22 protein-coding genes are annotated in these 25351 nt (G+C 64.4%); 13 read left to right on the top strand and 9 right to left on the bottom strand.

The window, feature by feature from the left end; translation table 11 throughout:
* Positions 1–19: 19 nt before the first annotated feature.
* Positions 20–757: a cytochrome c biogenesis CcdA family protein gene (locus tag EO094_RS01210; protein ID WP_234630112.1), complete on the bottom strand. Its 738-nt coding sequence runs from the start codon at positions 755–757 to the stop codon at positions 20–22.
* 194 nt (positions 758–951) lie between these two features.
* Between EO094_RS01210 and EO094_RS01215 the strand changes: the two genes are divergently transcribed.
* Positions 952–1338 (top strand): ArsR/SmtB family transcription factor, encoded by a 387-nt coding sequence (locus EO094_RS01215; protein ID WP_128290537.1) that lies wholly within the window; start codon positions 952–954, stop codon positions 1336–1338.
* Here EO094_RS01215 and EO094_RS01220 read toward each other — a convergent pair.
* Positions 1260–2012: an ABC transporter ATP-binding protein gene (locus EO094_RS01220; RefSeq protein ID WP_246008327.1), complete on the bottom strand. Its 753-nt coding sequence runs from the start codon at positions 2010–2012 to the stop codon at positions 1260–1262. The two genes, EO094_RS01215 and EO094_RS01220, sit on opposite strands and share 79 nt — an antisense overlap.
* A 148-nt stretch (positions 2013–2160) precedes the next feature.
* Here EO094_RS01220 and zwf point away from each other — a divergent pair, with 148 nt between their 5' ends.
* From zwf to pgi, 5 genes are all read left to right on the top strand, one after another.
* Positions 2161–3639 (top strand): glucose-6-phosphate dehydrogenase, encoded by a 1479-nt coding sequence (zwf, locus tag EO094_RS01225; RefSeq protein ID WP_128290539.1) that lies wholly within the window; start codon positions 2161–2163, stop codon positions 3637–3639.
* Positions 3639–4337 (top strand): 6-phosphogluconolactonase, encoded by a 699-nt coding sequence (gene pgl / locus EO094_RS01230; RefSeq protein WP_128290540.1) that lies wholly within the window; start codon positions 3639–3641, stop codon positions 4335–4337. Before zwf ends, pgl begins: the two co-directional genes overlap by 1 nt.
* Positions 4338–4352: 15 nt before the next feature.
* Positions 4353–6194, top strand: coding sequence for a phosphogluconate dehydratase (gene edd, locus EO094_RS01235; protein ID WP_128290541.1), 1842 nt, complete (start codon positions 4353–4355; stop codon positions 6192–6194).
* Between the two features lie 126 nt (positions 6195–6320).
* Positions 6321–6962 carry a bifunctional 4-hydroxy-2-oxoglutarate aldolase/2-dehydro-3-deoxy-phosphogluconate aldolase gene (gene eda, locus EO094_RS01240; RefSeq protein ID WP_092812988.1) on the top strand — a complete coding sequence of 214 codons (642 nt, stop codon included), beginning with the start codon at positions 6321–6323 and terminating at the stop codon, positions 6960–6962.
* Positions 6963–7017: 55 nt separating this feature from the next.
* Complete coding sequence (gene pgi, locus EO094_RS01245; protein ID WP_128290542.1) at positions 7018–8655, top strand: glucose-6-phosphate isomerase; 1638 nt, start codon at positions 7018–7020, stop codon at positions 8653–8655.
* On the opposite strand, the gene EO094_RS01250 is transcribed toward pgi, so the two are convergent.
* On the bottom strand, positions 8634–9416 hold the full coding sequence (locus EO094_RS01250; RefSeq protein WP_128290543.1) for a hydroxypyruvate isomerase family protein: 783 nt from the start codon (positions 9414–9416) through the stop codon (positions 8634–8636). The genes pgi and EO094_RS01250 overlap by 22 nt on opposite strands.
* 349 nt (positions 9417–9765) lie before the next feature.
* Here EO094_RS01250 and EO094_RS01255 point away from each other — a divergent pair, with 349 nt between their 5' ends.
* Genes EO094_RS01255 through cobM form a run of 6 tightly spaced genes read left to right on the top strand, consistent with a single transcriptional unit; the run spans position 9766 to position 16079 of the window.
* Positions 9766–10902: a sirohydrochlorin chelatase gene (locus EO094_RS01255; RefSeq protein ID WP_128291750.1), complete on the top strand. Its 1137-nt coding sequence runs from the start codon at positions 9766–9768 to the stop codon at positions 10900–10902.
* A gap of 6 nt (positions 10903–10908) precedes the next feature.
* Complete coding sequence (locus tag EO094_RS01260; RefSeq protein ID WP_128290544.1) at positions 10909–11538, top strand: precorrin-8X methylmutase; 630 nt, start codon at positions 10909–10911, stop codon at positions 11536–11538.
* Positions 11535–12779, top strand: a complete 1245-nt coding sequence (gene cbiE, locus EO094_RS01265) for a precorrin-6y C5,15-methyltransferase (decarboxylating) subunit CbiE (protein ID WP_128290545.1) — start codon at positions 11535–11537, stop codon at positions 12777–12779. The genes EO094_RS01260 and cbiE overlap by 4 nt, the downstream gene beginning before the upstream one ends.
* Positions 12776–13468 carry a precorrin-2 C(20)-methyltransferase gene (cobI, locus tag EO094_RS01270; protein ID WP_128290546.1) on the top strand — a complete coding sequence of 231 codons (693 nt, stop codon included), beginning with the start codon at positions 12776–12778 and terminating at the stop codon, positions 13466–13468. The genes cbiE and cobI overlap by 4 nt, the downstream gene beginning before the upstream one ends.
* A complete protein-coding gene (gene cobJ / locus EO094_RS01275; protein WP_128290547.1) occupies positions 13465–15288 on the top strand; it encodes a precorrin-3B C(17)-methyltransferase in 1824 nt (607 codons plus the stop codon). The genes cobI and cobJ overlap by 4 nt, the downstream gene beginning before the upstream one ends.
* The gene (gene cobM, locus EO094_RS01280) at positions 15285–16079 is read left to right on the top strand and encodes a precorrin-4 C(11)-methyltransferase (protein ID WP_246008328.1); all 795 of its coding nucleotides are present in this window, start codon (positions 15285–15287) and stop codon (positions 16077–16079) included. The genes cobJ and cobM overlap by 4 nt, the downstream gene beginning before the upstream one ends.
* An 11-nt stretch (positions 16080–16090) precedes the next feature.
* Here cobM and EO094_RS01285 read toward each other — a convergent pair whose 3' ends face one another.
* Both EO094_RS01285 and cobA read right to left on the bottom strand, forming a co-directional pair.
* Positions 16091–17395, bottom strand: a complete 1305-nt coding sequence (locus EO094_RS01285; RefSeq protein WP_128290548.1) for a cobyrinic acid a,c-diamide synthase CobB — start codon at positions 17393–17395, stop codon at positions 16091–16093.
* Positions 17392–18264, bottom strand: coding sequence for a uroporphyrinogen-III C-methyltransferase (gene cobA / locus EO094_RS01290; protein WP_128290549.1), 873 nt, complete (start codon positions 18262–18264; stop codon positions 17392–17394). Before cobA ends, EO094_RS01285 begins: the two co-directional genes overlap by 4 nt.
* A 141-nt stretch (positions 18265–18405) precedes the next feature.
* Here cobA and EO094_RS01295 point away from each other — a divergent pair, with 141 nt between their 5' ends.
* Positions 18406–19173, top strand: a complete 768-nt coding sequence (locus EO094_RS01295) for a cobalt-precorrin-6A reductase (protein ID WP_164879508.1) — start codon at positions 18406–18408, stop codon at positions 19171–19173.
* On the opposite strand, the gene EO094_RS01300 is transcribed toward EO094_RS01295, so the two are convergent.
* The 4 genes from EO094_RS01300 to EO094_RS01315 form a co-directional block, all read right to left on the bottom strand.
* On the bottom strand, positions 19098–19928 hold the full coding sequence (locus EO094_RS01300; RefSeq protein ID WP_128290551.1) for a glutamine amidotransferase: 831 nt from the start codon (positions 19926–19928) through the stop codon (positions 19098–19100). The two genes, EO094_RS01295 and EO094_RS01300, sit on opposite strands and share 76 nt — an antisense overlap.
* Before the next feature lie 4 nt (positions 19929–19932).
* Positions 19933–20400 (bottom strand): tellurite resistance TerB family protein, encoded by a 468-nt coding sequence (locus EO094_RS01305; protein WP_128290552.1) that lies wholly within the window; start codon positions 20398–20400, stop codon positions 19933–19935.
* Positions 20401–20494: 94 nt separating this feature from the next.
* Positions 20495–23965, bottom strand: coding sequence for an ATP-binding protein (locus EO094_RS01310; protein ID WP_128290553.1), 3471 nt, complete (start codon positions 23963–23965; stop codon positions 20495–20497).
* On the bottom strand, positions 23955–25214 hold the full coding sequence (locus EO094_RS01315) for a metallophosphoesterase family protein (RefSeq protein WP_128290554.1): 1260 nt from the start codon (positions 25212–25214) through the stop codon (positions 23955–23957). Before EO094_RS01315 ends, EO094_RS01310 begins: the two co-directional genes overlap by 11 nt.
* Between the last annotated feature and the right edge of the window lie 137 nt (positions 25215–25351).

Below are 25351 nucleotides of genomic sequence, written 5' to 3' on the forward strand. Positions count from 1 at the left end.
CAGGGGGCTGGAGGCGACCTCAGCCGATCGTCTGCAGGGAAGGGAAGGTCTCCAGGAGCCAATAAGACAGGCTCGCCATATCTCCGGTCAGGAAGAGAATGCCGGTCAGGACGAGGAGACCGCCCATCGCCTTTTCCACCGTCGCCATGTGGCGGCGGAAGCCGGAGGCCCAGCGCAGGAAGGGGCCGGCGAAGAGCGCCGCAATCAGGAACGGCAAGCCCATACCCATGCCGTAGATGAAGAGAAGGAGCGCCCCTTCGGGGGCGGAGCCCTCGCGTCCGGCAAGGGCGAGGATGGTGCCGAGAGCCGGGCCGACGCAGGGCGTCCAGCCAAAGGCGAAGGCGAGGCCGATCAGATAGGCGCCGAAGAGTCCCGGCGGCTTCTCCCGCACCTGGAAACGCGCCTCGCGATAGAGGAAACCGAAGCGGAGAAGCCCCAGAAAATGCAGGCCGAAGCCGATGATGACGACGCCTGCCACGATCGCCAGCCAGTCCTTGTATTCCGCCAGGAGCCGGCCGATGCCGGAGGCCGTCATGCCCAACAGCACGAAGACCGTCGTGAAGCCCAGCACGAAGGCCAGGGCGGCGGTGAAGACCTTGCGCGTCAGGCCGGAAGGAACGTCCCCCTGACCTGAAAGCTCATCGAGAGACACGCCGGCGATAAAGCACAGCGAGGCCGGAACGATCGGAAGAACGCAAGGCGAGACGAAGGATAAGAGGCCGCCGATAAAGGCGCCGACCCAGGTGATGTCGAGCACGGTCTGTCCTCTGGGATGCGAAGGTTGCGCCCCGCGCATTCAGCGCTTGGGCAAAGTTTGAAGTTCCTCTACATATGGCTCTGATGGCGATAAAAAGAGATTCAAGAGAACGTTATGGTACCGCGCCGCGATGTCGCGGGCGAAGCGACCATAGCGCGCGACCTCATCGCTGACGAGAGCTGGCCAGGACCCCAATGCCTCTTGCAAGAACGCTGACAGAGACCGACGAGCCCGAACTGCCGAGCCTTGCCGAAAAGGCGGCCGCGGCGAGCGCCTTCCTGAAGGCGCTGTCGCATGAGAGCCGTCTGATGATCTTGTGTCATCTGGCCGACGGCGAAAAATCGGTCACCGAGCTGGAAACGCTCCTGGCGCTGCGCCAGCCGACGGTATCGCAACAGCTTGCGCGTCTGCGTCTGGAAGGGTTGGTGGCGACCCGCCGCGAGGGAAAGACGATCTTTTACAGCCTCGCCTCGGGACGGGCCCGGCGGCTCATCGATGTCATCTACGACATGTTCTGCGGCGAGGATGAAGGCTCCGCGTCGCCGGAGAGAAGCCGGCGAAGCTCTTCTACCAGCTCCTGAAAGGGCTGGCTGGTGCGATAGTCCGGCCGGCGCGGGCGCGCTGCGGCGTTTTTCACCTCACCGATGATGCGGCCCGGCCGCGGCGAGAAGACGACGATGCGGTCCGCCAGAAATGCCGCCTCATACAGGGAATGCGTGACGAAAAGCACGGTGAACTGCTGTTCTGCCTGCAGCGCCATGAGCTCGTCGCCGAGGCGAAAACGGGTCATCTCGTCGAGCGCCGCAAACGGTTCGTCGAGAAGCAGAAGGTTCGGCTTCGTCACCAGCGCGCGTGCGAGCGAGGCGCGCATCGCCATGCCGCCGGAGAGCTGGCGCGGCAATGCCTCGGCAAAATCGGCGAGGCCGACATTCGCCAGCGCGGCTTTCGCATCTGCGTCGGCTGATTTTCGCGGCTGTTTGCGCAAAGTGAGCGGCAGGCGGACATTTGCAAGGACGCTAGCCCAGGGCATCAAGGTCGGCGTCTGAAAGACGTAGCCGATCTCGGCGGGCCGATCGGATGCAGCACGCTCGACGGTGATGCGGCCCTCGCTCAACGGCTCCAGGCCCGCCGCAACCCGCAAAAACGTGGTCTTGCCGCAGCCGGACGGGCCGAGAAGCGCGACGAATTCGCCGGGCTCGACCTCGAGAGACACGGCCTCCAGTGTGCTGAGGCCGTCGGCAAAGGTCTTGCTCACGCCCGCGGCCGCGATACCTGCACCAGGAGATCCGGAGTTCGTGCCACTTCTCCCGCCCGCACCAGAGGGGCTCCCTTGACCGAGACTGGGGAATGTGGCGGAAAGCTGGGACAAGTTGTCGCTTCTTTCTTCTCTGCAGGCTGTCTTCATGACCTACCGCGTCATCCCGGTCGAGCCCTTCGATTATATCGTCTTCGGAGGAACGGGCGATCTCGCCCGCCGCAAACTCCTTCCTGCCCTTTATCATCGCATGCGCGATGGCCAGATTCCCGCCGAAGGGCGGATCATCGCCGCCTCCCGCCGCAAGATGAGCGACGATGATTATCGCGCCATGACGGAAGAGGCGCTGACGGAGTTCGTACCGGAAGGCGAGCGCTCGCGCGAAACGCTCGACGCTTTTCTCGGAATGCTCTCATACCGCTCGCTCGATGCCTTGTCGGACGAGGGCTGGGATGCGCTGCGCGATGAGCTCGATCGCGACAAAGAGCGTGTGCGCGCCTTCTATCTCGCAGTCGCTCCGAACCTCTTCGACGATCTGTGTCAGCGTTTCGCCCAGCACGGGCTGGTGACGCCCAATTCGCGGGTCGTTATCGAAAAGCCGGTCGGGCGCGATCTCGCCTCTGCGGTCAAGGTCAACGATGCCGTCGCTCAGGCCTTTCACGAGAGCCAAGTCTTCCGCATCGATCATTATCTCGGCAAGGAGACGGTGCAGAACCTGATGGCTCTGCGCTTCGCCAACACGCTTTTCGAGCCTCTGTGGAACTCTGCCCATATCGATCATGTGCAGATCACGGTGGCCGAATCGATCGGGGTCGGCTCGCGCGGCGATTATTACGACACGTCCGGCGCACTCCGCGACATGGTGCAGAACCATATGATCCAGCTTCTGTGCCTCGTCGCGATGGAGCCGCCCGATTCTTTCGATGCCAATTCGCTCCGCGACGAGAAGCTCAAGGTTCTCCGGGCGCTGAAGCCGATCGATGCCTCGAATTACGACCGCCTGACAGTGCGCGGCCAGTACCGCGCCGGTGCTGCGGAAGGCGGCGCGGTTCCCTCCTATGCGGAGGAGATCGGCGACAAGCGCAGCCGCACCGAGACTTTTGCGGCGTTGAAGGTCGAGGTCGCCAACTGGCGTTGGGCCGGCGTGCCCTTCTATCTGAGGACCGGCAAGCGGCTCGCCGACCGGGTCTCGGAGATCGTCATCACCTTCCGGGCAATCCCCCACTCCATCTTTCCCAAGGATTCCGGCGTCATTTCGCAGAACCGGCTCGTCCTGCGCCTGCAGCCGGACGAAGGCGTGAAGCAGTGGATCATGATCAAGGATCCGGGCCCGGGCGGCATGCGGCTCAATTACGTACCGCTCGATATGAGCTTCGCGGAATCCTTCCAGGAGCGTTATCCCGATGCGTATGAGCGTCTGCTCCTGGACGTCATTCGCGGCAACCAGACGCTGTTCATGCGGCGCGATGAGGTGGAGGCCGCCTGGGCGTGGACCGATCCGATCCATAATGCCTGGGACGAGGACGGCAGTCCGCCCGTGCCCTACACGGCGGGTACCTGGGGACCGTCGGCTGCCATCGCCCTTATCGAGCGTGACGGCCGCACCTGGCATGAGGACACCGATTGATGGTGCATAACTGGCACAATTTCGAGGACCGGGACGCACTCGCCGAAAGTCTTGCCGACCTCACGGAGCGCACACTTGCCGCAGGCATTGCCAAGAACGGTGTGGCGAGCCTGGCACTCTCCGGCGGCTCCACGCCCAAGCTCTTTTTCGAGGTCCTGTCGCAGCGTCCGCTCGCTTGGGAGAAAGTCCTCGTTACGCTCGTCGATGAACGCTGGGTGCCGGTGGAGCACGAGAGGTCCAATGCACGGCTCGTGGCCGAGCATTTCGGCAAAGGTTCGGCGAAGGCCGCCCGCTTCATTCCGCTTTATACGGGGGCAGACACGCCGGAGGATGGCGTGGGTGCGGCGACGCTTGCAACCGAAGCGTTGCCGGAAACCTTCGACGTCGTCGTCATGGGCATGGGATCGGACGGTCACACCGCCTCCTGGTTCCCGGCTGGAGACAATCTCGCCGCGGCCATCGATCCGGCGCAGGAGCTGCCGCTCCTGCCGATGCGCGCGGAGGCAGCGGGTGAGCCACGCATCACCTTCACTCTGCCCCGGCTTCTTACCGCCAAGGCGTTGATCCTGCATATTGAAGGCGAGGAGAAACGCGCCGTCCTCGACAAAGCGCGCCTTGACGGCGACATCGAAGAGATGCCGATCCGCGCTATCTTGAGACAGGACCGGGTCCCCACCGAAATCTTCTATGCGCCGTAAGGCGAAGGAGTTCTTATGTCAGTTCGCTCCGAAATCGCAGCCGTGACGGAACGCGTCGCGGCGCGCTCGGCCTCAACGCGTCAGGCGTATCTCGATCGCATCCACAAAGCCCGCGATGCGGGTCCGCGCCGTCAGACCCTGTCGTGCGGCAACCTCGCCCATGGCTTCGCCGCCTGCGCTGCATCCGATAAGGCGGCGCTCGCCGGTGATACGACGCCCAATCTCGCGATCGTCACGGCCTACAACGACATGCTCTCGGCGCATCAGCCTTACGAGCGTTTTCCCGACGTGGTCCGCAAGGCGGCGCACGAGGCGGGCGGCGTGGCTCAGGTTGCGGGCGGCGTGCCGGCGATGTGTGATGGCGTCACACAGGGGCAGACGGGCATGGATCTGTCGCTCTTCTCGCGCGACGTCATCGCCATGGCGGCCGGGATCGCACTGTCGCACAATATGTTCGATGCCGCCGTCTTTCTCGGCATTTGCGACAAGATCGTTCCCGGCTTGACGATCGCGGCGCTCTCCTTCGGGCACCTGCCGGCGGTTTTCGTGCCGGCTGGGCCGATGCCGTCGGGTCTTCCCAACGACGAAAAGGCACGCATCCGCCAGCTCTACGCCGAAGGCAAGATCGGGCGCGCGGAGCTTCTGGAGTCGGAATCGAAATCCTACCATGGACCCGGCACCTGCACCTTCTACGGCACGGCCAATTCCAACCAGATGCTGATGGAGATCATGGGCCTGCATCTGCCCGGGGCCTCCTTCGTCAATCCGAACACGCCTTTGCGGGATGCACTCACCCGCGCGGCGGCGAAGCGGGCGCTCGCCATCACCGCGCTCGGCAATGAATACACGCCAGTTGGCGAGATCGTTGACGAGAAGGCGATCGTCAACGGCATCGTCGGTCTGCACGCGACCGGCGGATCGACCAATCACACGCTGCATCTCGTGGCGATGGCACAGGCCGCCGGAATCGTCGTCAATTGGGAGGATTTCGCAGCCCTTTCGGAGGTCGTTCCGCTCGTCACGCGCATCTATCCGAACGGTCTTGCCGACGTGAACCATTTCCATGCGGCCGGAGGCATGGGCTATCTGATCGGCACGCTCCTCGATGAAGGCTTTCTGCACGAGGATGTGCGCACGGTCGCCGGCGGTGGCCTTTCGCAATATCGCCGCGAGGCGGCGCTCGATGCCGATGGAGAAGCGACCTGGCGCGACGCGCCGGAGAAAAGTCACGACGAGAATGTTTTGCGCTCCGCTGCCAATCCCTTCCAGGCGACGGGCGGCTTGAAGCTTCTCACCGGCAATCTCGGACGCGCCGTGATCAAGGTTTCCGCCGTCAAGCCGGAACGGCATATCGTCGAGGCGCCTGCGATCGTGTTTCATTCGCAGGAGGATCTCCTTGCGGCCTTCAAGGCGGGTGAGCTCGATCGCGATTTCGTCGCTGTCGTGCGCTTCCAGGGGCCGAAGGCGAATGGCATGCCGGAGCTGCATAAGCTTACGCCGCAACTCGGTGTGCTGCAGGACCGGGGTTTCAAAGTGGCCCTCGTCACCGATGGGCGCATGTCCGGCGCCTCCGGTAAGGTGCCTGCCGCCATCCATGTCACACCGGAGGCCGTCTCTGGCGGTCCGATCGCAAAGCTCAGAACCGGTGATGTCGTTCGTGTCGATGCGACGGCCGGCACACTCGCCGCCCTTGTCGACGAGGCGGAATGGGCGGCGCGGGAGGCCGAGACGGGCGATCTCTCCGGCAATCAGTTCGGCATGGGACGCGAGCTATTCGCCGCCTTCCGCTCCATGGCGGGCGATGCCGAAGAGGGGGCAGGGGTCATCCGACCCGCCGCGCTCACCGAGGCCGCTTGAGGCATAGAGAGGGGGGCGTGCGCAGAGGTCGCGCTCGCCTTCTTGGAGGAAGTCCTAGATAGGCGAAGATCGTGGGTATCACGCCCGCGGGGGGCTGAGCGAATTCAGGAAAGAAGACCAGAAACGATGCATCACAAGACCGAAGAACTCGAAAGCCTTCTCGGCGCACAGCCCGTCGTTCCCGTTCTCATTCTGGACGATGCGGAGGTTGCCGTGCCGCTCGCGCGCGCTCTTCACGCCGGCGGTATTTCCACGATCGAGATTACGCTCAGGACTGAAGCCGCTTTCGAGGCCGTGCGGCGTATCGTGGAGGAGGTCGAAGAGGTCGCGGTCGGTGTCGGCACCGTTCTCGCCCCCGACCATCTGAAGCGTGCGGAACGGTCCGGCGCGCGTTTTTGGGTGTCGCCCGGCATGAGCCCACAGCTTCTGGAAGCGGCGCGTCATTGCGTGCTGCCGGGCCTGCCGGGTTCCGCCACGCCGTCGGAGGCGATGGCGCTGGTGGAAGCCGGCTACCATCACCAGAAATTTTTCCCCGCCGAGGCGGCCGGCGGCGCCGCCTACCTCAAATCTCTCGTCTCACCGCTCGGAGAGATTCGTTTCTGCCCGACGGGCGGCATCAATCCCGGCAATGCCGGTGATTATCTCGCGCTTCCCAATGTCGCCTGCGTGGGCGGTTCCTGGCTTGCGCCGAAGGAGGCGATTGCCGCCGGCGATTGGTCGAAGATCGAAAGCCTCGCCCGAGAGGCCGTCAATCTGCGCAAGGCGTAAATTCTCGCCGCTTTTGAAGATCCCCACGAAAGATCCCTCACGGAGGAATGACACGATGAAGCCTGCCGCCCGGACAGCGCTTGAAGCCCTGAAGGTGCATGAAAGCAGCCTTGCCGCGCGCCATCTGCGCGAGCTTTTCCAGGAGGATCCGGGCCGGTTTGAGCGCTTTTCGGCGAGCCTTGGCGATCTCACGCTCGATTATTCCAAGAACCGAATCACCTCGGAGACCTTCGATCTTCTGATCGCGCTCGCCCAGGCTGCGGAAGTGGAGGCGCTGCGGCATGCCATGTTCACCGGCGAGGCCATCAATCTCACCGAGAAGCGGGCCGTGCTGCACACCGCCCTGCGGGCGCCGGAATCGGCCTCCGTCGAGGTGAATGGCGTCGATGTCATGCTCGGCGTGCATGACGTTCTGGAGCGCGTGGGCGAATTCGCCGAAGGCGTGCGCTCGGGCAAGATTACGGGTGCGAACGGCAAGGCCTTCACCGATGTCGTCAATATCGGCATCGGCGGTTCCGATCTCGGTCCCGCGATGGCGGTGGCGGCTCTTACGCCCTTCCGCGATGGCGGGCCGCGCGTGCATTTCGTCTCCAATGTCGACGGGGCGCATATCCACGACACGCTCGCCGAACTCGATCCGGAGCGTACGCTCTTTCTGATCGCGTCGAAGACGTTCACAACGCTCGAGACGATGACGAACGCCGCCTCGGCGCGCAATTGGATCGTGGAGCGGCTCGGCGAGGAGGCGGTTTCGGCGCATTTCGCCGCCCTTTCCACCAATCTCAAGAAGGTCGGCGAATTCGGCATCGACGAAGAGCGCGTCTTCGGTTTCTGGGACTGGGTCGGCGGGCGATATTCCGTATGGTCGGCGATCGGCCTGCCGCTGGCGATCTCGATCGGCTTCAATAACTTCAAACGCTTTCTCGCCGGCGCGCGGCAGATGGACGAGCATTTCCGCACTGCGCCGCTCGCTGAGAACCTCCCCGTCATCATGGGGCTTATCGGGATCTACCACCGCAATGTCTGTGCCTATCCGACCCAGGCGGTGATCCCCTACGATCAGCGGCTCAGCCGTTTCGCCGCGCATCTGCAGCAGCTCGATATGGAATCGAACGGCAAGCGGGTGACGCGCGGAGGCAAGGCGGTCGATTACCAGACTGGGCCGGTCGTCTGGGGCGAGCCAGGCACCAACGGTCAGCACGCCTTCTTCCAGCTCATCCACCAGGGCACGGAGGTCGTGCCCGTCGATTTCCTGATTGCGGCGGAACCCAACGAATCGATGGGCGACCATCATGCCAAGCTCCTCGCCAATTGCCTGGCGCAGGCGCAGGCGCTCGCCTTCGGCCGCACCGAGGACGAGGTGCGTGCGGAGCTTTCATCCCAGAAGATGGCGCCGGCGGAAATCGACAGGCTCTCCCCGCACAAGGTGTTTCCGGGCAACCGGCCGTCGAACACGCTCATCTACAAGCGTCTCGATCCGCACACCCTCGGCATGCTGATTGCGCTTTACGAGCACCGGGTCTTCGTGATGGGCGCGATCTGGGACATCAATTCCTTCGATCAGTGGGGCGTGGAACTCGGCAAGGCGCTCGCCTCCAACCTCCTGCCGGTCATCCGCGACGGGGCGACAACGGACGGTCTCGATTCCTCCACCGCCGGCCTGGTGGAGCGCTACCGGGCGCTGTCGCGGTAGGTCTTCATCCAGGAAAGGCCCGCCTCCACAGTCGTGCGGGGGCGGTATTCGGCGCCGATCGCGCCCTGATAGCCGAGACGCTCGATCTCCGGCAAAAACCAGGAATAGGCGACTTCGCCTTCGTCGGGCTCGTTGCGCCCCGGCACGCCCGCGATCTGGATGTGGCCGATCTTCGGCATCAGCGCCGCGACGCGGCGGGTGAGATCGCCTTCCATGATCTGGGCGTGATAGCAGTCGAACTGGAGCTTCAGATTGTCGGCCGCCACCATGTCGATGATACGTGCCGCCTCCGCGCTCGATGACAGAAAATAGCCCGGTAAGTCACGCGCGTTGATCGGCTCGATCAAGACCGTGAGGCCGTGCCGCGCCGCCCGGCCCGCGGCATAGGAGAGGGCGTTCACAAAAGCTTCTTTGCAGCGGCGGACAGGCGTTTCGTCGTCAGCAATGCCGGCCATCACATGCACGGCGGTGCCGCCGAGATCGACGGCCCATTCGATCGCCTCATCGATCGCGGCAAGGGCTTCCTTCTCTCGCCCGGGGAGTGCGGAAAGCCCGAAGTCGCCGTCCTTACCGGTTCGCGTATTGAGGCCGAGAAGCGGCAGGCCGGTTTCGCGAAGCGCCTGTCTCAGCGTTTCGCGTGACGCGTCATAAGGGAACTGAAACTCAACCGCGTCGAAACCTGACTTTTTCGCTGCGACGATTCGCTCCTCCAGTGGCCGGTCTGTCCATAAAAATCCGAGATTGGCAGAGAGCTTGAGCATTTCACTTTTATCTTCAGCTATTTCCGTCGAAAAGAGCAGTCCACTTTTCGGCTGGCAAGTGGCCAAAAGGCTTCCGTGATTGACGCGCCTTCCTTCGCTCTCTAGAGCCGGTTCAGGGATGGTCGCCCGTCGAAGGGCTGAAAACGATCTCGGGCGCGGCTGACCCCTACCGGGAGCCAAAACCGGGGCCGTCCAGCGCCACAGCTCCGCTGTGGGCGGGTCATCCGTTCGTTTTTGTGAAGGCCCGCCGTGACGCAGCCCTGCTTCCTCCCTGCTTTTGCGCCCATGCGCGGTCGCCTCGCCACCCGAAAATCGGAGGATTGAACGCGTGTCGGAAAAACTCGGATTGATGATTTGCGGCCATGGCAGCCGCAACAAAGCGGCGGTCGACGAATTTGCCCGTCTTGCAACGGAAGCGCGCAAGCTCTTCCCGCAATGGCCGGTCGAATACGGTTATCTGGAGTTCGCCGAACCGGTTCTGCGCACCGGCCTCGATAAGCTGGTGGATCTCGGTTGCACGCGCATTCTCGCCGTTCCAGGCATGCTGTTTGCCGCTGGTCACGCCAAGAACGACATCCCCTCCGTCCTCAACACCTATCAGGCCGAGCGCGGCGTTCCGATCGATTATGGCCGCGATCTCGGCATCGATCCGCGTATGATCCGTGCCGCCTCCGACCGCATCTCGGAAGCTCTCGCCGCGGCGCCCTCCGACGTGCCGTTGCATGAGACGCTTCTCGTCGTCGTCGGACGTGGCGCCTCCGATCCCGACGCCAATTCCAATGTCTCCAAGATCACCCGCATGCTGTGGGAAGGCTTCGGTTTCGGCTGGGCGGAGACCGCTTATTCCGGCGTTACGTTCCCGCTCGTCGAGCCGGGCCTCGAGCATGCGGCGAAACTGGGCTACCGGCGCATCATCGTCTTCCCGTACTTCCTCTTCACCGGCGTCCTCGTCAGCCGCATCTACATGGCGACGGATGCCGTGGCGGCACGTCATCCGGAGATCGAGTTCCTCAAGGCGGGCTATCTCAACGATCATCCGCAGGTGATCGCGACCATGGCTGACCGGGTCAACGAGATCCTGAACGGCGCCAATCTCATGAACTGCCAGATGTGCAAGTACCGGGAGCAGATCCTGGGCTTCGAGGCGGAGATCGGTCTGCCGCAGGAAAGCCACCACCATCATGTGGAAGGCGTCGGCGCCGCCTGCGATCTGTGCAACGACGATGGCAGCTGCAACGGCCGCTGTCAGGACGAGCCGCACACGCACGGACATGGGCATGATCACGACCATGGGCACCACCAGCACGGCCACGGCCATGATCATGACCACGGACATTCCCACGATCATGATCATCCGCATACCGGGCACGATCACGGGCACAGCCACGATCACGATCACGACAATGGTCATGGCCATGACCACCATCATCATCCGTATCCGCATGCCGATCACCCGCTCGGCCCGCGTTCGATGAAGCGGCACTGAGCGAACATGGACTATCTGCGCGACGGCGCCGAAATAACCCGCCGCTCCTTTGCGATCATCGAAGCGGAATGCGAGTTGTCTGGGGTCCCTGCCGACCTCAGGCCGCTCGCCAAACGCGTCGTGCATTCCGGTGGGATGCCCGATCTTGTCGCCGATCTCGCATGGTCGGAGGGGGCGGGTGCCGCGGGGCGTGCGGCTCTTGAGGCCGGTGCCCCGATCCTTTGCGATGTAGCGATGGTCGCTGCGGGGATTGCGCGGCGGCATCTGACCGCCGGGAATGCGATCGAGGCTGCGGTCGCGCAGCCCGATGCGGCGCGGCTTGCCGGCGAGCTTCAAACGACGCGGACAGCCGCGGGCTTTTCGGCTCTTACCGAACGGCTTTCGGGTGCCATCGCGGTCATCGGCAACGCGCCGACGGCTCTCTTCCACCTTCTGGAACTTGCCGAAGACCCTGCTTTGCGCCCAGCCTTCGTCATCGGCTTCCCGGTCGGTTTCGTCGGTGCGGCGGAATCCAAGGAGGCGCTGATCGCCAACCGTCTCGGCTTGCCCTTCGTCGCGCTCAGGGGTCGGCGTGGCGGATCTGCGATGGCGGCTGCGGCGCTCAACGCGCTCATGATCGGTGAGGAGGCAGCATGAAACCCTGGCTTTTCGTCATCGGCATTGGTGAGGATGGTCTTTCTGGTCTTTCCGCCGCCGCTCAGCGGCTGGTCGACGACGCCGAAATCCTCATCGGCGGCGAGCGCCATCTCACCATGCTGCCCGAGGACGAGCGGGAAAAACTCGCTTGGCCCAGCCCTTTAAGTGAACTCGTGAGTCGTCTGACTGAGTATCGCGGGCGGCGGGTCGTGGTGCTTGCGAGCGGTGATCCGATGCATTTCGGGATCGGTGCGACGCTTGCCCGCTCCATTCCGCCCGAAGAGATGCTCATCATCCCGGGTCTGTCCGCTTTCGCGCTCGCGGCCTCAAGGCTCGCCTGGCCCTTGGAGCGTGTCGAGATGGTGACGCTGCATGGCCGGCCGATCGGTCGGCTGGCGCTGTCTGTCTATCCCGGTGCGAAGCTTCTCATTCTCTCGCATGATGGCACGACGCCGGCTGCCGTTGCCGCCTATCTGACGGCGCGCGGTTTCGGCGACAGCCGCATGGTGGCGCTTGCCCATATGGGCGGGAAGAAAGAAACCGGCATCAAAGGTCGGGCGCGTGACTGGTCGGCGGAGACCGCCGATTTCCACACGCTTGCGGTCGAATGCATCGCCGGACCTGGCGCCCGCTTCATGCCGCGCTCCGGCGGATTGCCGGACGATGCCTTCACGCATGACGGCAAGATGACGAAGCGGGAAGTGCGCGCGGCCGCGATCGCGCGGCTTGCCCCGTTCCCGGGCGCTCTTCTCTGGGATATCGGCGCGGGTGCCGGATCGGTCGCCATCGAGTTCATGCGTGCGGCGCATCATGCGCGTGCGATCGCGCTCGAGCCGCGGTTGGAGCGACGGGCCATGGCGGCGAAGAACGCCTTGGAACTCGGCGTACCGGAACTCGACATTCGCGAGGGCGAGGCGCCGGAGGCGCTTGCGGACTGGCCTGCGCCCGATGCGGTCTTCGTGGGTGGTGGCGTGCGGCCGGAAACACTTGCACTGGCGCGCCGGGCCTTGAAGCCCGGTGGCCGGCTCGTCGTGCATGCGGTGACGCTTGAAAGCGAAGCCGTCCTTCTCGCCGAGCATCAAAGCTCAGGGGGTGAGCTTACACGCCTTGCGGTCTCGCATGCGGAGGCGATCGGCCCGTATCACGGCTGGCGACCTGCGATGCCCGTCACGCAATGGGCCTGGGTTAAGGGGAGCGTTGGCGAAACCAGAATGGATGACGGAGGTCTGCTCCCGGAATGAGTGGCAAACTTTATGGCATTGGTGTCGGGCCCGGGGATCCGGAGCTCATCACCTTAAAGGCGGCGCGCATCATCGAAAGCGCAGAGGTGATCGCCTATCCCGCCCCGGATCCCGGCGAGAGCTTTGCACGAGCGATCGCGGCAAAGCACATTGCAGGCGACACACGCGAGATCGTCATCCGCATTGCGATGCGCGCCGGACATGTCCCGAGCGAGCCTTATGACCGCGCCGCGGAAGAGATCGCCGCCGAGCTCGAAGACGGTCGAGACGTGATTGTGCTGTGCGAAGGCGATCCGTTCTTCTACGGCACCTTCATGTATCTGCACGACCGGCTGTGCCCGCGCTTCGGCTGCGAGATCGTGCCGGGCGTTTCCTCGCTCACCGCCGTTGCGGCGGCCGCGAGCCGGCCCCTGACACGGCGCACGGGTACGCTCAATGTCTTTCCGGCGACGCTCGACCCGGCGATCCTCAAGGCGCGCCTCGGTGAAAGCGAAGCGGCGGCGATCCTGAAAGTCGGCCGTCATCTGCCGCAGCTCAAGGAGCTCATCGCCGATCTCGGGCGGCTCGACGAAGCCGTCTACGTCTCGCATGCGAGCCTGCCGCAGCAAAAAGTGGTGCCGCTTGCCGAGCTCGAAGCCGACGAGGCGCCTTATTTCTCGATGATCCTGATTGCGAAGGTTGAACGATGACGCCCGTCTTTCTCGCTTTGACCGAACGGGGCCTTGTGACCGCGAACAGGTTGCGGGAAGCGATCGGGGGCGACGTCCACGCCCTGAAGAAGGCCGTGGAAAGCGGTGCTGCTCCTGCCAATTGTGTCTTCGAGGATACGGGGGCGCATTGCCGGATGCTGTTCCAGGCCGGTCGGCCGATCGTCGGTATCTGTGCGGCCGGTATCCTGGTGCGCGTCCTTTCCCCGCTTCTCTCCGATAAGCGCAGCGAGCCCGCCGTCCTCGCTCTTTCCGAGGATGGTCGCACCGTGGTGCCGCTTCTCGGCGGCCATCACGGCGCCAACGGTCTGGCGCGGCAGATTGCGGCCAAGCTCTCGGGCTTCGCCGCCATCACCACGGCCGGTGATACCCGCTTCGGCATCGCGCTCGACGAGCCCCCGCACGGCTTTGCGCTCGCCAATCCGGAAGACGCCAAGGATGTGATGTCGGCGTTTCTCGCTGGTGCGACGGTAGAGCTTGAAGGGGATCTACCTTGGATCGAGGAAAGTGCCCTGCCGCGCGGAGCCGACAGCTCCGTTAAGCTCGTCGCCACGACCGAAGATCGCAAGGGCGATGCGCAGACGCTCGTCTATCACCCGAAGGCGCTTGCGATCGGGGTCGGCTGTGAGCGGGGTGCCGACACGGAAGAGGTGATGACCCTCGTCCAGGAAACGCTCTCAGAAGCCGGGCTCTCTCTGCATTCGGTCGCCTGCCTCGTCTCGCTTGATCTGAAGGCCGACGAGACGGCGATCCTGGAAACGGCCAAGATGCTCGGCGTGCCGGCGCGCTTCTTCACCGCTGCGCGCCTCGAGGACGAAACACCGCGCCTCGACAATCCTTCAGAGGCGGTCTTCCGCGAAGTCGGCACGCATGGGGTCGCCGAAGCGGCAGCCCTCGCCGCCGTCGGACCCGAAGGGCTTCTCGTCGTCGCCAAGAAGAAGAGCGCGCGTGCCACCTGCGCCATCGCCGAGGCACCATCGCCGATCGAGACGGCGTCCGTCGGGCGTGCCCGCGGCAAGCTCGCGGTCGTCGGCATCGGGCCGGGTGACGCAGAATGGCGCACGCCGCAGGCGGACGCGCTCATCGCCGGTGCCGATACGGTCATCGGCTATTCTTACTATCTGGACCTGATCGCCGCCCATATCACCGATAAAACCCGCATCGATTCGCCGCTCGGCGAAGAGCGGGACCGTTGCCAGAAGGCGCTCGAACTCGCGGCCGAAGGCCGATCGGTCGCTCTCATCTGCTCCGGCGATCCGGGCATCTATGCGATGGCCACGCTCGTTTGCGAGGTCTTGGAAGGTGCTGCTCCCGCTTCCGCGGTGAAGCGTGTCGACCTCGTCGTGGCGCCAGGCATTTCAGCCTTCCAGGCTGCGGCCTCGCGCCTCGGTGCGCCGATGGGCCACGATTTCTGCCTCATCTCGCTGTCCGATCTTCTGACTCCGTGGGAGACCATCCGTTCGCGTGTCGAGGCGGCGGCGCAAGGCGATTTCGTCGTCGCCTTCTACAATCCGGTCTCGCAGCGCCGGCGGCATCAGCTTGCCGATTCCCGCGAGATCTTTCTCGCCCATCGTCCGGCGGAGACGCCGGTGGTGATTGCCCGGCTTCTCGGGCGGGAGGGTGAGCGCTTGCATTTCACCACACTTGGCGAACTGTCCGTCGACGACGTCGACATGATGAGCCTCGTCGTCGTCGGATCGTCGACGAGCCGAACCTTCACAGCAGGCGGACGCGAATTCCTTTTCACGCCGCGCGACTACCACCGCAAAGTTCAGGCCCCCGAAAAGGAGACGACAGCGTGACCAGTCTCGACAACAAACCCACTGGCAAGGTGCATTTCATCGGTGCGGGGCCGGGCGCGCCGGACCTCATCACCGTGCGCGGACTGAAGCTCATCGAAAGCTGCCCGGTCTGTCTTTATGCCGGCTCTCTCGTTCCGGAAGCGATCGTCGCCGCCGCGCCGAAGGATGCCCTCGTGCGCGATACGGCGCCGATGGCGCTCGACGAGATCCTCGCCGTGATGGAAGAGGCTTGCCGCGAGGGCCAGGACGTCGCCCGCGTTCATTCCGGTGACCCCTCGCTTTATGGCGCGATCGCCGAACAGATCCGGCGACTGAAAGAGCTCGGCATCGCCTATGACGTGACGCCGGGGGTTCCCGCCTTTGCGGCCGCCGCGGCAGCTCTCGGACAGGAGCTCACCATTCCCGAGGTGAGCCAGTCGGTCGTCATCACGCGGACCGCAATGCAATCGTCGAAGATGCCGGAGGGGGAGAACCTTGTTGCCTTCGCCAAGACCGGTGCGACTTTGGCGGTGCATCTTTCGGTGCGCAATCTTCTCGCGATCGAGCGTGATCTGACGCCGGTCGTCGGTGGGGATTGCCCCGTCATCGTCGCGTATCGCGTCGGCTGGCCGGATGAGGATTTCATCCGCACCGATCTCGCCAATGTGCGTGAGAAAGTGCGCGAGAAGAAGCTCACCCGCACCGCGCTCATCTTCATCGGCCGGGCACTCGATGCGGACGAATTCCGCGACAGTGCGCTTTACGACGCGTCGCATTCCCACATCCTTCGCGCCGCCACGCGCGACGCTTGAGCCACCGCGCCTTACGCGGCGCGGTCGATCACATGCAGGAAGGAGCCCGATACGCTGCCGCGGCAGAGGCCAACCTCGCCAAGCGGCGTATCGGCAGCATCCCGGCTGTCGAAGAGGCGCTCCGCCGGGCCTTCGCTCACGATGCTGGCGTAGTGGAACTCATGTCCGCCGAGGGGGCCTGCGAAGGGCCTGCCGGCAAGCGGCGTCAGCCGGCGGTAGCCGAGATGGAGACGCCGCGCGGCGAAACTCGTCACGAGCGGCAGAAGCCCAAGCATTTCGTGCCGTTCGCCTTCGGCGTCGATCAAACCGTCGCCGAGCGTCATGAATCCCCCGCACTCGCCATAGACGAGCTGGCCTTTCGACGCCGCGTTGCGCATGGCACGCTTGAAGGTCGTGGCCGCGGCGAGCTTTCCTGCATAAAGCTCCGGATATCCGCCAGGCAAAAAGATCGCACCCGCATCGTCTGCCGGCGCCTCGTCGGCGAGCGGCGAAAAAGTGGTGATCTCCGCACCGGCGGCGCGCCAGTCCGCGAGCCAATGGGGATAGGCGAACCGGAAGGCGACGTCGTCCGCGAGGGCGATTTTTTGGGCGAGAGGGGGAAGGGTCGCGGCGTTTTCGTGGTTTTCGCCGAGCGGTTCGGCCGCCTGGAGGACAGCATCGAGATCGACATGTTTCTCGATCAGCGCTGCCGATGCCTCAATGACGGCATCGAGCGTCTCATTCTCCTCCGCCTGGACGAGCCCCAGATGCCGTGACGGCAGCGCCAGTCGCTCGTCGCGCGGCACGATTCCGATCAGCGGCACGGATGCACGCGCAAAGCCTTCCTGGATCAGACCCTGGTGGCGCTCGGAACCGGCGCGGTTGACGATCGCGCCTGCAAGCGAAAAACCGTCGGCCAGTCGCGCGAAGCCCTCCGCCACGGCCGCCGTCGATTGCGACATGCCGTTGGCTGCGACGACGAGGAAGGTCGGAAGCGCGAGGTGCGCGGCGAGGCTCGCGGTCGAACCGAGACCGTTCGCACCGCCGTCGTAAAGCCCCATCACGCCTTCGACGACGAGAAGGTCCGCGCCTTCCGCCTGACGGGCGGCGAGCGCGCGAAGCCGCTCCGGCCGCATGGCGAAGGGATCGAGATTGATCGCCGGCGCGCCCGAGGCCGCTTCCAGAAAGCGCGGGTCGATGTAATCGGGCCCGCATTTGGCGGCCTTCACTTTCAGCCCGCGTCGGATCAGGGCGCGGATGAGGCCTGCCGTCAGAACCGTCTTGCCGGAATGGCTGGAGCCTCCGGCGATAAGAAATGCCTTCGGCCCACCCTTCATGCCGCGCTACCGGCCTCCTTGGCGTAGAGATCGAGGCCGGTGCCGAGAGGGTCCGGATCGAGCTTACGGCCTTGCAGAGCCCCGAGCCAGTCGAGGCCTTTGCGCAGTTTCACCACTTCGCCGAGAACGACGAGTGCCGGCGGCTCCATCTTGGCAGCCGCGCAATCCTCCGCCGCGCGGCCAAGCACGGTTTCCAGAACGCGCTGACGTGATGTCGTCGCTTCTGAGACGATCGCTACAGATTCGTCGGGACCGCGACCCGCCGCCATCAGCGCGTCGGCGATGCCGGCCAGATGCTTGATCGCCATATACATGACGATCACCGGTGAGGCCTTGGCGAGGGCCTGCCAGTCGATCGAGGAGGGGGTGAGGCCCGTCTGATCATGGCCGGTGAGGAAGGTCACGACATGGTTGATGTCGCGGTGCGTGGAGGGAAAGCCCGCGTAGGCGAGGCCACCGACTCCGGCCGTCACGCCCGGCACGATGCGGAAGGGGATGTTGTGGGCAACGAGCGTCAGGGCTTCTTCGCCTCCGCGCCCGAAGATCAAGGGATCGCCGCCTTTCAGACGACACACGCGCTTGCCGGCACGGGCGAGCTCGACGAGATGCAGCGAGATATCGCGCTGCTTGGCCGAGGGCTTGCCGCCGCGTTTGCCGGCATATTCGATGACGGCGCCCTGGCGCGCATATTTCAGCACGGAGGAATCGACGAGCGCGTCGTAGATGACATGATCGGTCTGGGCGAGGGCGTTGGCAGCGTGCAACGTCATCAGACCGGGGTCGCCCGGACCGGCGCCAACGAGCCAGACATGGCCGGGTTCGAACTGGGGCAGGTCCGCAAAGAGGGGGGAGGGGGGCAGAGCGTCCATGTCGCTCTTTTTGCAGGAGGAAAACGGCAAGACAAGTGCCTTCGCGGGCTTGCCTGTGCTGCATTCAAGGCGTTTTGATCAAAGCACAATCTGGCGGCGCGTTTCGGTCTATCGGTACACGCGGGAATGAATGGAGAGCTCATGGCCAAGGTGATGATCCTGGGCGGTACGGCGGAGGCCGGAGAACTGGCGGCGCGGCTTGCGGGAGACACCCGCCTCGACACCGTCACCTCGCTTGCCGGGCTGACGCGTCTGCCTCAGGCGGTGGCCGGCAATGTCCGCCGCGGTGGCTTTGGCGGGCCTGATGGGCTCGCCCAGGCTCTGCGAGAGGGCGGTTATGACGCACTCGTCGATGCGACGCATCCTTTTGCCGCACGCATCGCGCAGCACGCCAAAGAGGCAGCCGAAATGGCGCAGGTGCCGCGCATCAAACTCGTGCGCCCTGGTTTCGAACGCCGGCCGGAAGACCATTTCATCGAGGTTGTCGATATGGCGGGGGCCGCGGCCTCGATTCCGCAGGGCGCGCGTGTCTTTCTCGCCGCGGGACGTCGCGAAATCCGGGCCTTTGCGGCGCGCCAGGATCTGTGGTGCCTGATGCGCATGATCGAACCGCCAGTGGCAGGAGAGGAGTTTCCGCGCGGCGAGGTCATTTTGGGTCGCCCGCCTAATGACCCGCAGGCGGAGATCGCGCTCTTCAAGGAACACGGGATCGAATGGATCGTGTCGAAAGATTCAGGAGGTCGTGCAAGCGCCAAGATCGAGGCGGCGCGCCTTTTGGGCCTGCCCGTCGTGCTGGTCCGCCGACCGAAACCGCCGGAGGGGCCAACAGCGGCTCAGCTTGAAGCGATCCTCGACTGGCTGGAGACGACGCTCTTTGCTGCGGCCGACGCGCCGGCGTCGCTCAGCTGAGCCCTCGGTGCACGGCCGTCGCGCGCGATCCAGCTGTCTAAAAAGCCGTCGAGCCATTGGCGCACGGGCGGATCGTAGCGGAACCATTTGGCCATGTGGTCAGGCCTTGGCCGCGCCCCTGGCAGGTTCATGCGCTCCGCGCCTCGCACCGTCCAGCGGCAGGCCATCGCATATGTGAGCTCGGAGTGGAATTGCACGCCGAAAGCGGCCGGACCGATTGAGAACGCCTGGTTTTGAAAGAGCTCTCCACGAGCGAGCAGCGTCGCGCCTGTCGGCAGGTCGAAGCCTTCCCGGTGCCATTGATAGACATGGCTCGGCCAGTCCATCATCGCGGCCCCTTCAGGCGTCGCGTCGAGCCGGTAGAAGCCGATCTCCGCGCAACCTTCGCAATGGCTTTTGACCTCGCCGCCCAATGTCTTCACCAGCATCTGGGCGCCAAGGCAGATGCCGAGGAAGGGGGCTTCTTCCTTGAGAGGGACATTGATCCAGTCGATCTCGCGCTTGACGAAATCGTCGGTGTCGTTGGCGCTCATCGGACCGCCGAAGATGACAGCGCCGCTGTGATCGGCCATCGTCTCAGGCAGCGGATCGCCGAAGCGCGGCCGACGGATATCGAGGGGGTAGCCCTTCGCCTGCAGCATCTGGCCGAGCTTTCCGGGGCTCGATGTTTCCTGGTGCAGGATGACAAGCACAGGCCGTCTGGCGGCGTCTTCCGAGAGCTGACGCCTCAGATAATGGATTTTTGCATCACTCATCGTGTCATTCGCGCTCGCTCTGGGCGTGACGCTCGGCCACGGCGTGCTTCAGACCGATGCGCGCATTGCGATCGACGCCCAGAAGCTCGGCGACGCGCCAGACGAGATTGTCTTCGAATTCATGCACTTCGCCGTCAACATAGATGACTTCCCAGAGCCTTTCCACCGCGCGGATGCGCTCTTCGATGGTCATCTGCCGTTTCAACACGCTGGTGAAGCGGTAAAGGTCGATCGCTTCGGCGTCGACGCGCTCGGCCTCGGCGATCAGACGCTCCAGATCGTCCCCGCTCAAACCGTAATCCGCCTTAAGAATTTCGCGCATACGTGCGCGCTCATCTTCGCCGGCAGCGCCATCGACGGCGACGCAATGGACGAGCAATGCGGCAAAGGCCAGTCGCTGATCGTCGTCGGTGAACGGGCGTTGTTGTTCTTCGCCCTTGAAAGTCAGGAAGTTGCGCAGTGCATCGAGCATTGTTGGATCCCTTTGGCACTGAAGCTAGTGCAAGAGGCGTGCCGTTGCCAGTGACGGCTTGGTAAGGCGCGCCAACCTTCGGGTGTGCCCCGCTCTAAATCTCGATCAGATCGAGGTCTTGGCCCAGAGCCTGCTCGGCTGTTGCCACCACGCTTCTGTGATGTGTGAAGAGGATCGGCTGGAAGTGTGTGCTCGAAGCTGCAAGCGTTTTGATGCCGGCTGCCGTGCGCTCATCGTCGAAGGTCTGGAAGAGATCGTCGCCGATGAAGGGCGCCGGTTCGTTGTGGCGGCAGTAATCCTCCAGAAAGGCGAGGCGAAGCGCGAGATAGAGCTGGTCGCGCGTCCCGTCGCTCAGACCCGAAATGGCGATCTGCTCGCCGCTCTTCCGCACCGCTTTGAGTTCCGGCTCGTCTGCCTCGTTGAGCTCCTGCGCAAGTGTTGCAAATGCGCCGTCAGTCAGCATGGAGAAGAGGGTGCCGGCGCGCTCCATCATCGGATCGCTCTCTTTTGCCCGGTGGTGCTCCATCGCGGCCGTGAGAAGCGCCGCTGATAGTTTCAAGACCGCCCATTGGCGTGCGGCCTCGACGATTTCGACCTCCGCGGCCTGTTTTGCGAAGGCAGCCGCCTCCGAGCCGGGCGCGCGTTCCAGGCGTTCGCGCTCGCCACGCTTTTCTGCGAGACGGGCATAGAGCTCAGCCATCTCCTGGTCGAGTTGCTCTTCGTCCCGCCTCAGCGTTTCCATGTCGATCTCGGCGCGACTGCGATCGAAGGCGGCGAGTTCGGTGCGCACGGCGTCTTCGCCTGCGCCGTCCGATATCTCTGCAAGGCGCTCCCGGCAGCGGGCAAGATCTGCTGCCAGCCGATCGCGTTCCCGCAGCCGCGCGATCAGCTCGCTCGGATTGGCCTCCGGGGTGGCGGTGAGCGCTTCTCCGAGCGCCTTGCGGGCGCGCTCGCAACTCTCTTCACTCGCGATACGGGCCGCCTTTGCGTCGGCGAGCGCCGTCTGGGCCGCGCGCCGTTGCGCCGCGTCGGTGCGGGCTTCCTGGACCCGTTCCTCGAGAAGCTTGATGGCATGGCCGGCTGGAAGTCCTGCGAGCTCTGTCTTAACCTCCGCGACGGCTGCTCCCACCTTCGTCTCGAAATCGGCAATGTCGCGGCGCATCCCGGCAACCCGACGCTCGCGGGCATCGCGCTCGCGTCGCAAATCGGGCAGGCGCTCCCACAGACGGATATTGGCGGCGGCCTCTGCGATCGTTGTCTTCGGCGACAGACCGACCGCGTTGGCCGCTGCGCGAAAGCGTTCCTGCCAGAGGCGCTCTTGCTCGTTCAGCTTTGCTGCCTCCTCCTCAAGGCGCTTGATACGCAACTCGGCGTCCTCACGGCGTCCGGCGAGCGCGCGGCTCTCGGCCCAGGTGGTGGCGAGCGCCCGCAGCCGCTCCTCGATGGCGCGCAGCAAGGCCGGCTGCGGCAGGGCTTTTGCCTCTTCAAGGCCGATACCCTCGGCGATCGCGGCAAGCGCTGGCGCAAGCTCGTCGGCCAGGCGCTGAAGAGCGGAAAGTTCGCTCTCTCGCTCAAGCAGGACGCGCCGCTCGTCGAGGAGACGGGAAATCTCACCGCGCCATGCCATCATGTCGTCGGCGCCGACAGGCGTTACGCCGCAATAAGCGAAGAGCTCGCGATAGGCCCGTTCGGCCTCCTGGAGGGTTTCTCGCGCCTTTGTCTTCTGCCGTTCAAGCGCTTCTGCCTCGCGGAGCTGCGTCTCTCGTTCCGCCTCGTCGATCGCCAACCGGGCGAGTGTTTCGGCACCCGCCAAAGCATGATCAGCCAGCCGGTCGGCTTCTTTCGTCAAAACTTCGAAGGTGGCGACCGCGTGTGGGGCGGCCTCTTCGGAAAGGGGAGCCGTCTCCCCGAGGAGGGGGCCACGAAGTGCGGCAAAAGCCTGGTCGCGCAATTCGCGTGCCTCATCGATCTCCGCGGTGCTGGGCGGTGCGCTCTTGCCTGCCTCCGCGCTTTCGACGCGGAGTGCTTCTTGCTCCTGATGGTTGCGCATGAGGGCGGCTTCGACCTGACGCAACTCTTCTGAAGCCGCCTTCAGCCGGTTGCGATGATGGGCAAGTGTTTCGACGGACGGAAGTGCGACCGCAGCGATGCGACCGAGATCGTCGACCGTCGGGACGAGAGCTGCGGCGCTTTCGGCGAGTTTTTGCCGCTGCACGAGGCAGCCGCGCTCGAGCTCGTCGCGCTTCTCCAGCTTTTTCAGATCCGGGCGCAGCGCCAGGAGCTGGTCTTCCCAGCGCCTTGGATCGATCAATGGCGTTACCGGCGCTTCACGGGCAAGTTCCGTGAGAGCATCGCGCTCTTCCGCAAGGCGCTTTTCGGCCGTTTCCCGAGCGGCTTTGAGGCTCTGTCCCTCGCTGACGGCAGCTTCGAGCGCAGCGAGAGCGGCATCCGTCGGCTGCAGGCGTTCAAGATCGGTGGCGGCGATCCCGAGGCGGCCGCCAAGCTCTGTCATCTGCGCCGTGTAATCGTCGCGCTCGGCGATGACGCGGGGAAGGTCGCGCTGGCTCTTGGCATAGTCGCCCGAATTTCCGTAAAGCGCGCTGATCGCCTCAGCCTTGTCGATGAGCGCATGATCGACAGCGATGGCGGTGAGCTTTGCTTCCGCCGCCTTCACGCGGTCCTGGGCCGCGCTCAGAGCCTCTTCGACGCGGGCGGCCCCGTTCAGCCGGGCTTCCAGACCTTCGGCGGTGCCGGACGGGTAGGGTGCAAGATCTGAGAAGTCGGCGAGCCGTGCCGTCTCGCGATCGATCTCAGCGACCGTCGGTTCGATCTGGCGCAGCCGCTGCAGCGTATGCAGTTTCTGACGTATTTTCGCGCGCGCAGAGGCCAGAGCCTCGTGTTCTTCCTGAAGCTCGTCGATTGCGCGGTTGAGGTCGCGCCAGTCGCCGGCGCGGAGCTGACTTGCACGCTCCTCCTTGCGGGCCTCCTCATGGCGGTCGCGGATCTGGTAGAAGAGGCGGTCTTTGGAGGCGCGTGGCGCGAAGATGCGGGTGGCGTCTGCCTCCAGCTTGGCTTTGGTGGCGCGTAGATGCAAAAGCCCCGACGCGGCAGCAAACAAAAGACTGCCGAGTTCACCTTCGGCGGCGAGCATGGCATCGGCTCCGGCACGCAGGCGCGTTGAATCAAGACCGAATGCCCGCTCGAATACATCGCGCGACAGACCGCCGGTGAAGGGCAGAAGCGCGTCGTCACGCAATGGCGTTTCGCTGTCGTCGTCGGAGAGCAGCGTGAGCTTGCGTCCGCGCTTTCGTCGAAATGTGAGGCTTGTTCCGTCCCCCGCCCGGAGGCTCGCGGCCACACGGAGTGCTTTCGTCCCGTGCAGGAATTCAAAGCCGTTGGTTCGTTCTGGAAAGCCGAAAAGAAGGTCGGAGATGGCGGCAAGCGCGGAGGATTTGCCGGCTTCGTTGCGCCCATAGACGAGATGCAGCTTCGCCCCGTCGCGGAAGCTGATCTCCCGCTCGGAAAATGCGCCGTAGCGTAGCAGCGTGAGGCGCTCAAAGCGCATCGGTATCCTCCTCGGCTGCGAGACGGACGCGCAGAAAATCTGCGGCTTCGGCGAGAAGAGCGGTGGTATCTGCACCGAGCGGTGTCTTCTCCGCGCCCAGCCCGCCCGGCAGCTTGGCGGTGATTTCGGCGATGATCGCCTCGGCCTGCTCGGCGATCTCAGGATCGTGCACGAGCGTTTGAAGCAACGGTTCGATATCGAGTTTCTGATCAGGGCTGACCGCTTGTGCCGGCGTTGCCGGCTCGCTCACGCGCAGATCGAGCTTTTCCAGCCAGATGTCGGGATGGCAGCGATGGCAGGCGGCCTGCACGTCATCGACGAAATTGGCGCGATCGGCGACCAGCCTCCGCCGCAGCGGCGAGGGGCCGGTGAGGCGGAGACGCAGGGCCAGGAGCCGGTCTTTTGCGGCCTCGGCATGGGTGGCGATGCGTTCTTCCACCGCTGTCAGAAGCTGCGGCATGGTCTCGATGCCAGCAAGATCGAGCGTCGCCTCGGCAAAACGGGCCTCATCGACCAGAAGTCGCTCTTTGTTTGTCACATGCCCGTCCTCGACGGTGACGAGGACGGCGCCTTTCTCGCCGGTCTCGCGGATGGAGCGGGCCTGAAGATTGCCGGGAAAGACGATCGGCGGATCCTCGGCCACGATCTCGAAATCGTGGACATGGCCGAGTGCCCAGTAATCATAGCCGCGCGCGGCGAGCTCCTCGGCCGAACAGGGGGCATAGCTCGCATGTGGCGGGCGTCCCGTCAGCGCCGTGTGCAGGACGCCAACGTTGAAATAACCGGGGACGGGCGGTGGATAGGCGAGCGCGAGATTGTTGCGCTCCGCACGTTCCCGGAACCCCTGGCCGTGCAGGGCCACTTTGAGGTCGTCAATGCGGAAGCTCTCCGGCTTCGCGGTGTCGAAGGCATGCACCGAGCCTGGAAGCGCGATGCTCTTTGTTACGACACTGTCCGCATCGTGATTGCCTTTGAGGAGGAAGACCGGGATGCCGGCGCGGTCGAGACGCGCGACCTCGCGGTTGAAGAAGAGGCCGACATTGTTGTCCGGCCATTCGCCGTCATAGATATCGCCGGCAATGACGAGGAACGCGACTTTGCGTTCGATCGCCTGGGCGACAAGGTTTTGGAATGCGCGTCGGATCGCTTCTGCAAAGCGCGCGGCGATGTCCGGATCCTTGACGCTCAGACCCTGCAGCGGGCTACCCAGATGCAGATCGGCGGCGTGCAGGAAGGTGAACGATGCCAAGGAATCCTCGTCGCGGGCAAAGAGCGGATAGGTTCAGCTATGGGATGCGTGGGCGATGATCGCAAGCCGGCCTTTTGCCGGGACGGGTCGTCGCGCGACACCGTCGGTCGCGCTCCTGCCTCTTGAGGACCTTATCC

The sequence above is a fragment of the Afifella aestuarii genome (assembly GCF_004023665.1).
Classification (GTDB): domain Bacteria; phylum Pseudomonadota; class Alphaproteobacteria; order Rhizobiales; family Afifellaceae; genus Afifella; species Afifella aestuarii.

Coding starts and splice junctions, on each gene's coding strand:
- EO094_RS01285 (WP_128290548.1), bottom strand. CDS start 17,395: ATGAAGGGTGGGCCGAAGGCATTTCTTATCGCCGGAGGCTCCAGCCAT.
- EO094_RS01215 (WP_128290537.1), top strand. CDS start 952: ATGCCTCTTGCAAGAACGCTGACAGAGACCGACGAGCCCGAACTGCCG.
- zwf (WP_128290539.1), top strand. CDS start 2,161: ATGACCTACCGCGTCATCCCGGTCGAGCCCTTCGATTATATCGTCTTC.
- eda (WP_092812988.1), top strand. CDS start 6,321: ATGCATCACAAGACCGAAGAACTCGAAAGCCTTCTCGGCGCACAGCCC.
- pgi (WP_128290542.1), top strand. CDS start 7,018: ATGAAGCCTGCCGCCCGGACAGCGCTTGAAGCCCTGAAGGTGCATGAA.
- cobI (WP_128290546.1), top strand. CDS start 12,776: ATGAGTGGCAAACTTTATGGCATTGGTGTCGGGCCCGGGGATCCGGAG.
- EO094_RS01260 (WP_128290544.1), top strand. CDS start 10,909: ATGGACTATCTGCGCGACGGCGCCGAAATAACCCGCCGCTCCTTTGCG.
- EO094_RS01300 (WP_128290551.1), bottom strand. CDS start 19,928: ATGAGTGATGCAAAAATCCATTATCTGAGGCGTCAGCTCTCGGAAGAC.
- EO094_RS01255 (WP_128291750.1), top strand. CDS start 9,766: ATGATTTGCGGCCATGGCAGCCGCAACAAAGCGGCGGTCGACGAATTT.
- EO094_RS01295 (WP_164879508.1), top strand. CDS start 18,406: ATGGCCAAGGTGATGATCCTGGGCGGTACGGCGGAGGCCGGAGAACTG.
- cobJ (WP_128290547.1), top strand. CDS start 13,465: ATGACGCCCGTCTTTCTCGCTTTGACCGAACGGGGCCTTGTGACCGCG.
- EO094_RS01305 (WP_128290552.1), bottom strand. CDS start 20,400: ATGCTCGATGCACTGCGCAACTTCCTGACTTTCAAGGGCGAAGAACAA.
- cobA (WP_128290549.1), bottom strand. CDS start 18,264: ATGGACGCTCTGCCCCCCTCCCCCCTCTTTGCGGACCTGCCCCAGTTC.
- pgl (WP_128290540.1), top strand. CDS start 3,639: ATGGTGCATAACTGGCACAATTTCGAGGACCGGGACGCACTCGCCGAA.
- EO094_RS01310 (WP_128290553.1), bottom strand. CDS start 23,965: ATGCGCTTTGAGCGCCTCACGCTGCTACGCTACGGCGCATTTTCCGAG.
- edd (WP_128290541.1), top strand. CDS start 4,353: ATGTCAGTTCGCTCCGAAATCGCAGCCGTGACGGAACGCGTCGCGGCG.
- EO094_RS01250 (WP_128290543.1), bottom strand. CDS start 9,416: ATGCTCAAGCTCTCTGCCAATCTCGGATTTTTATGGACAGACCGGCCA.
- cbiE (WP_128290545.1), top strand. CDS start 11,535: ATGAAACCCTGGCTTTTCGTCATCGGCATTGGTGAGGATGGTCTTTCT.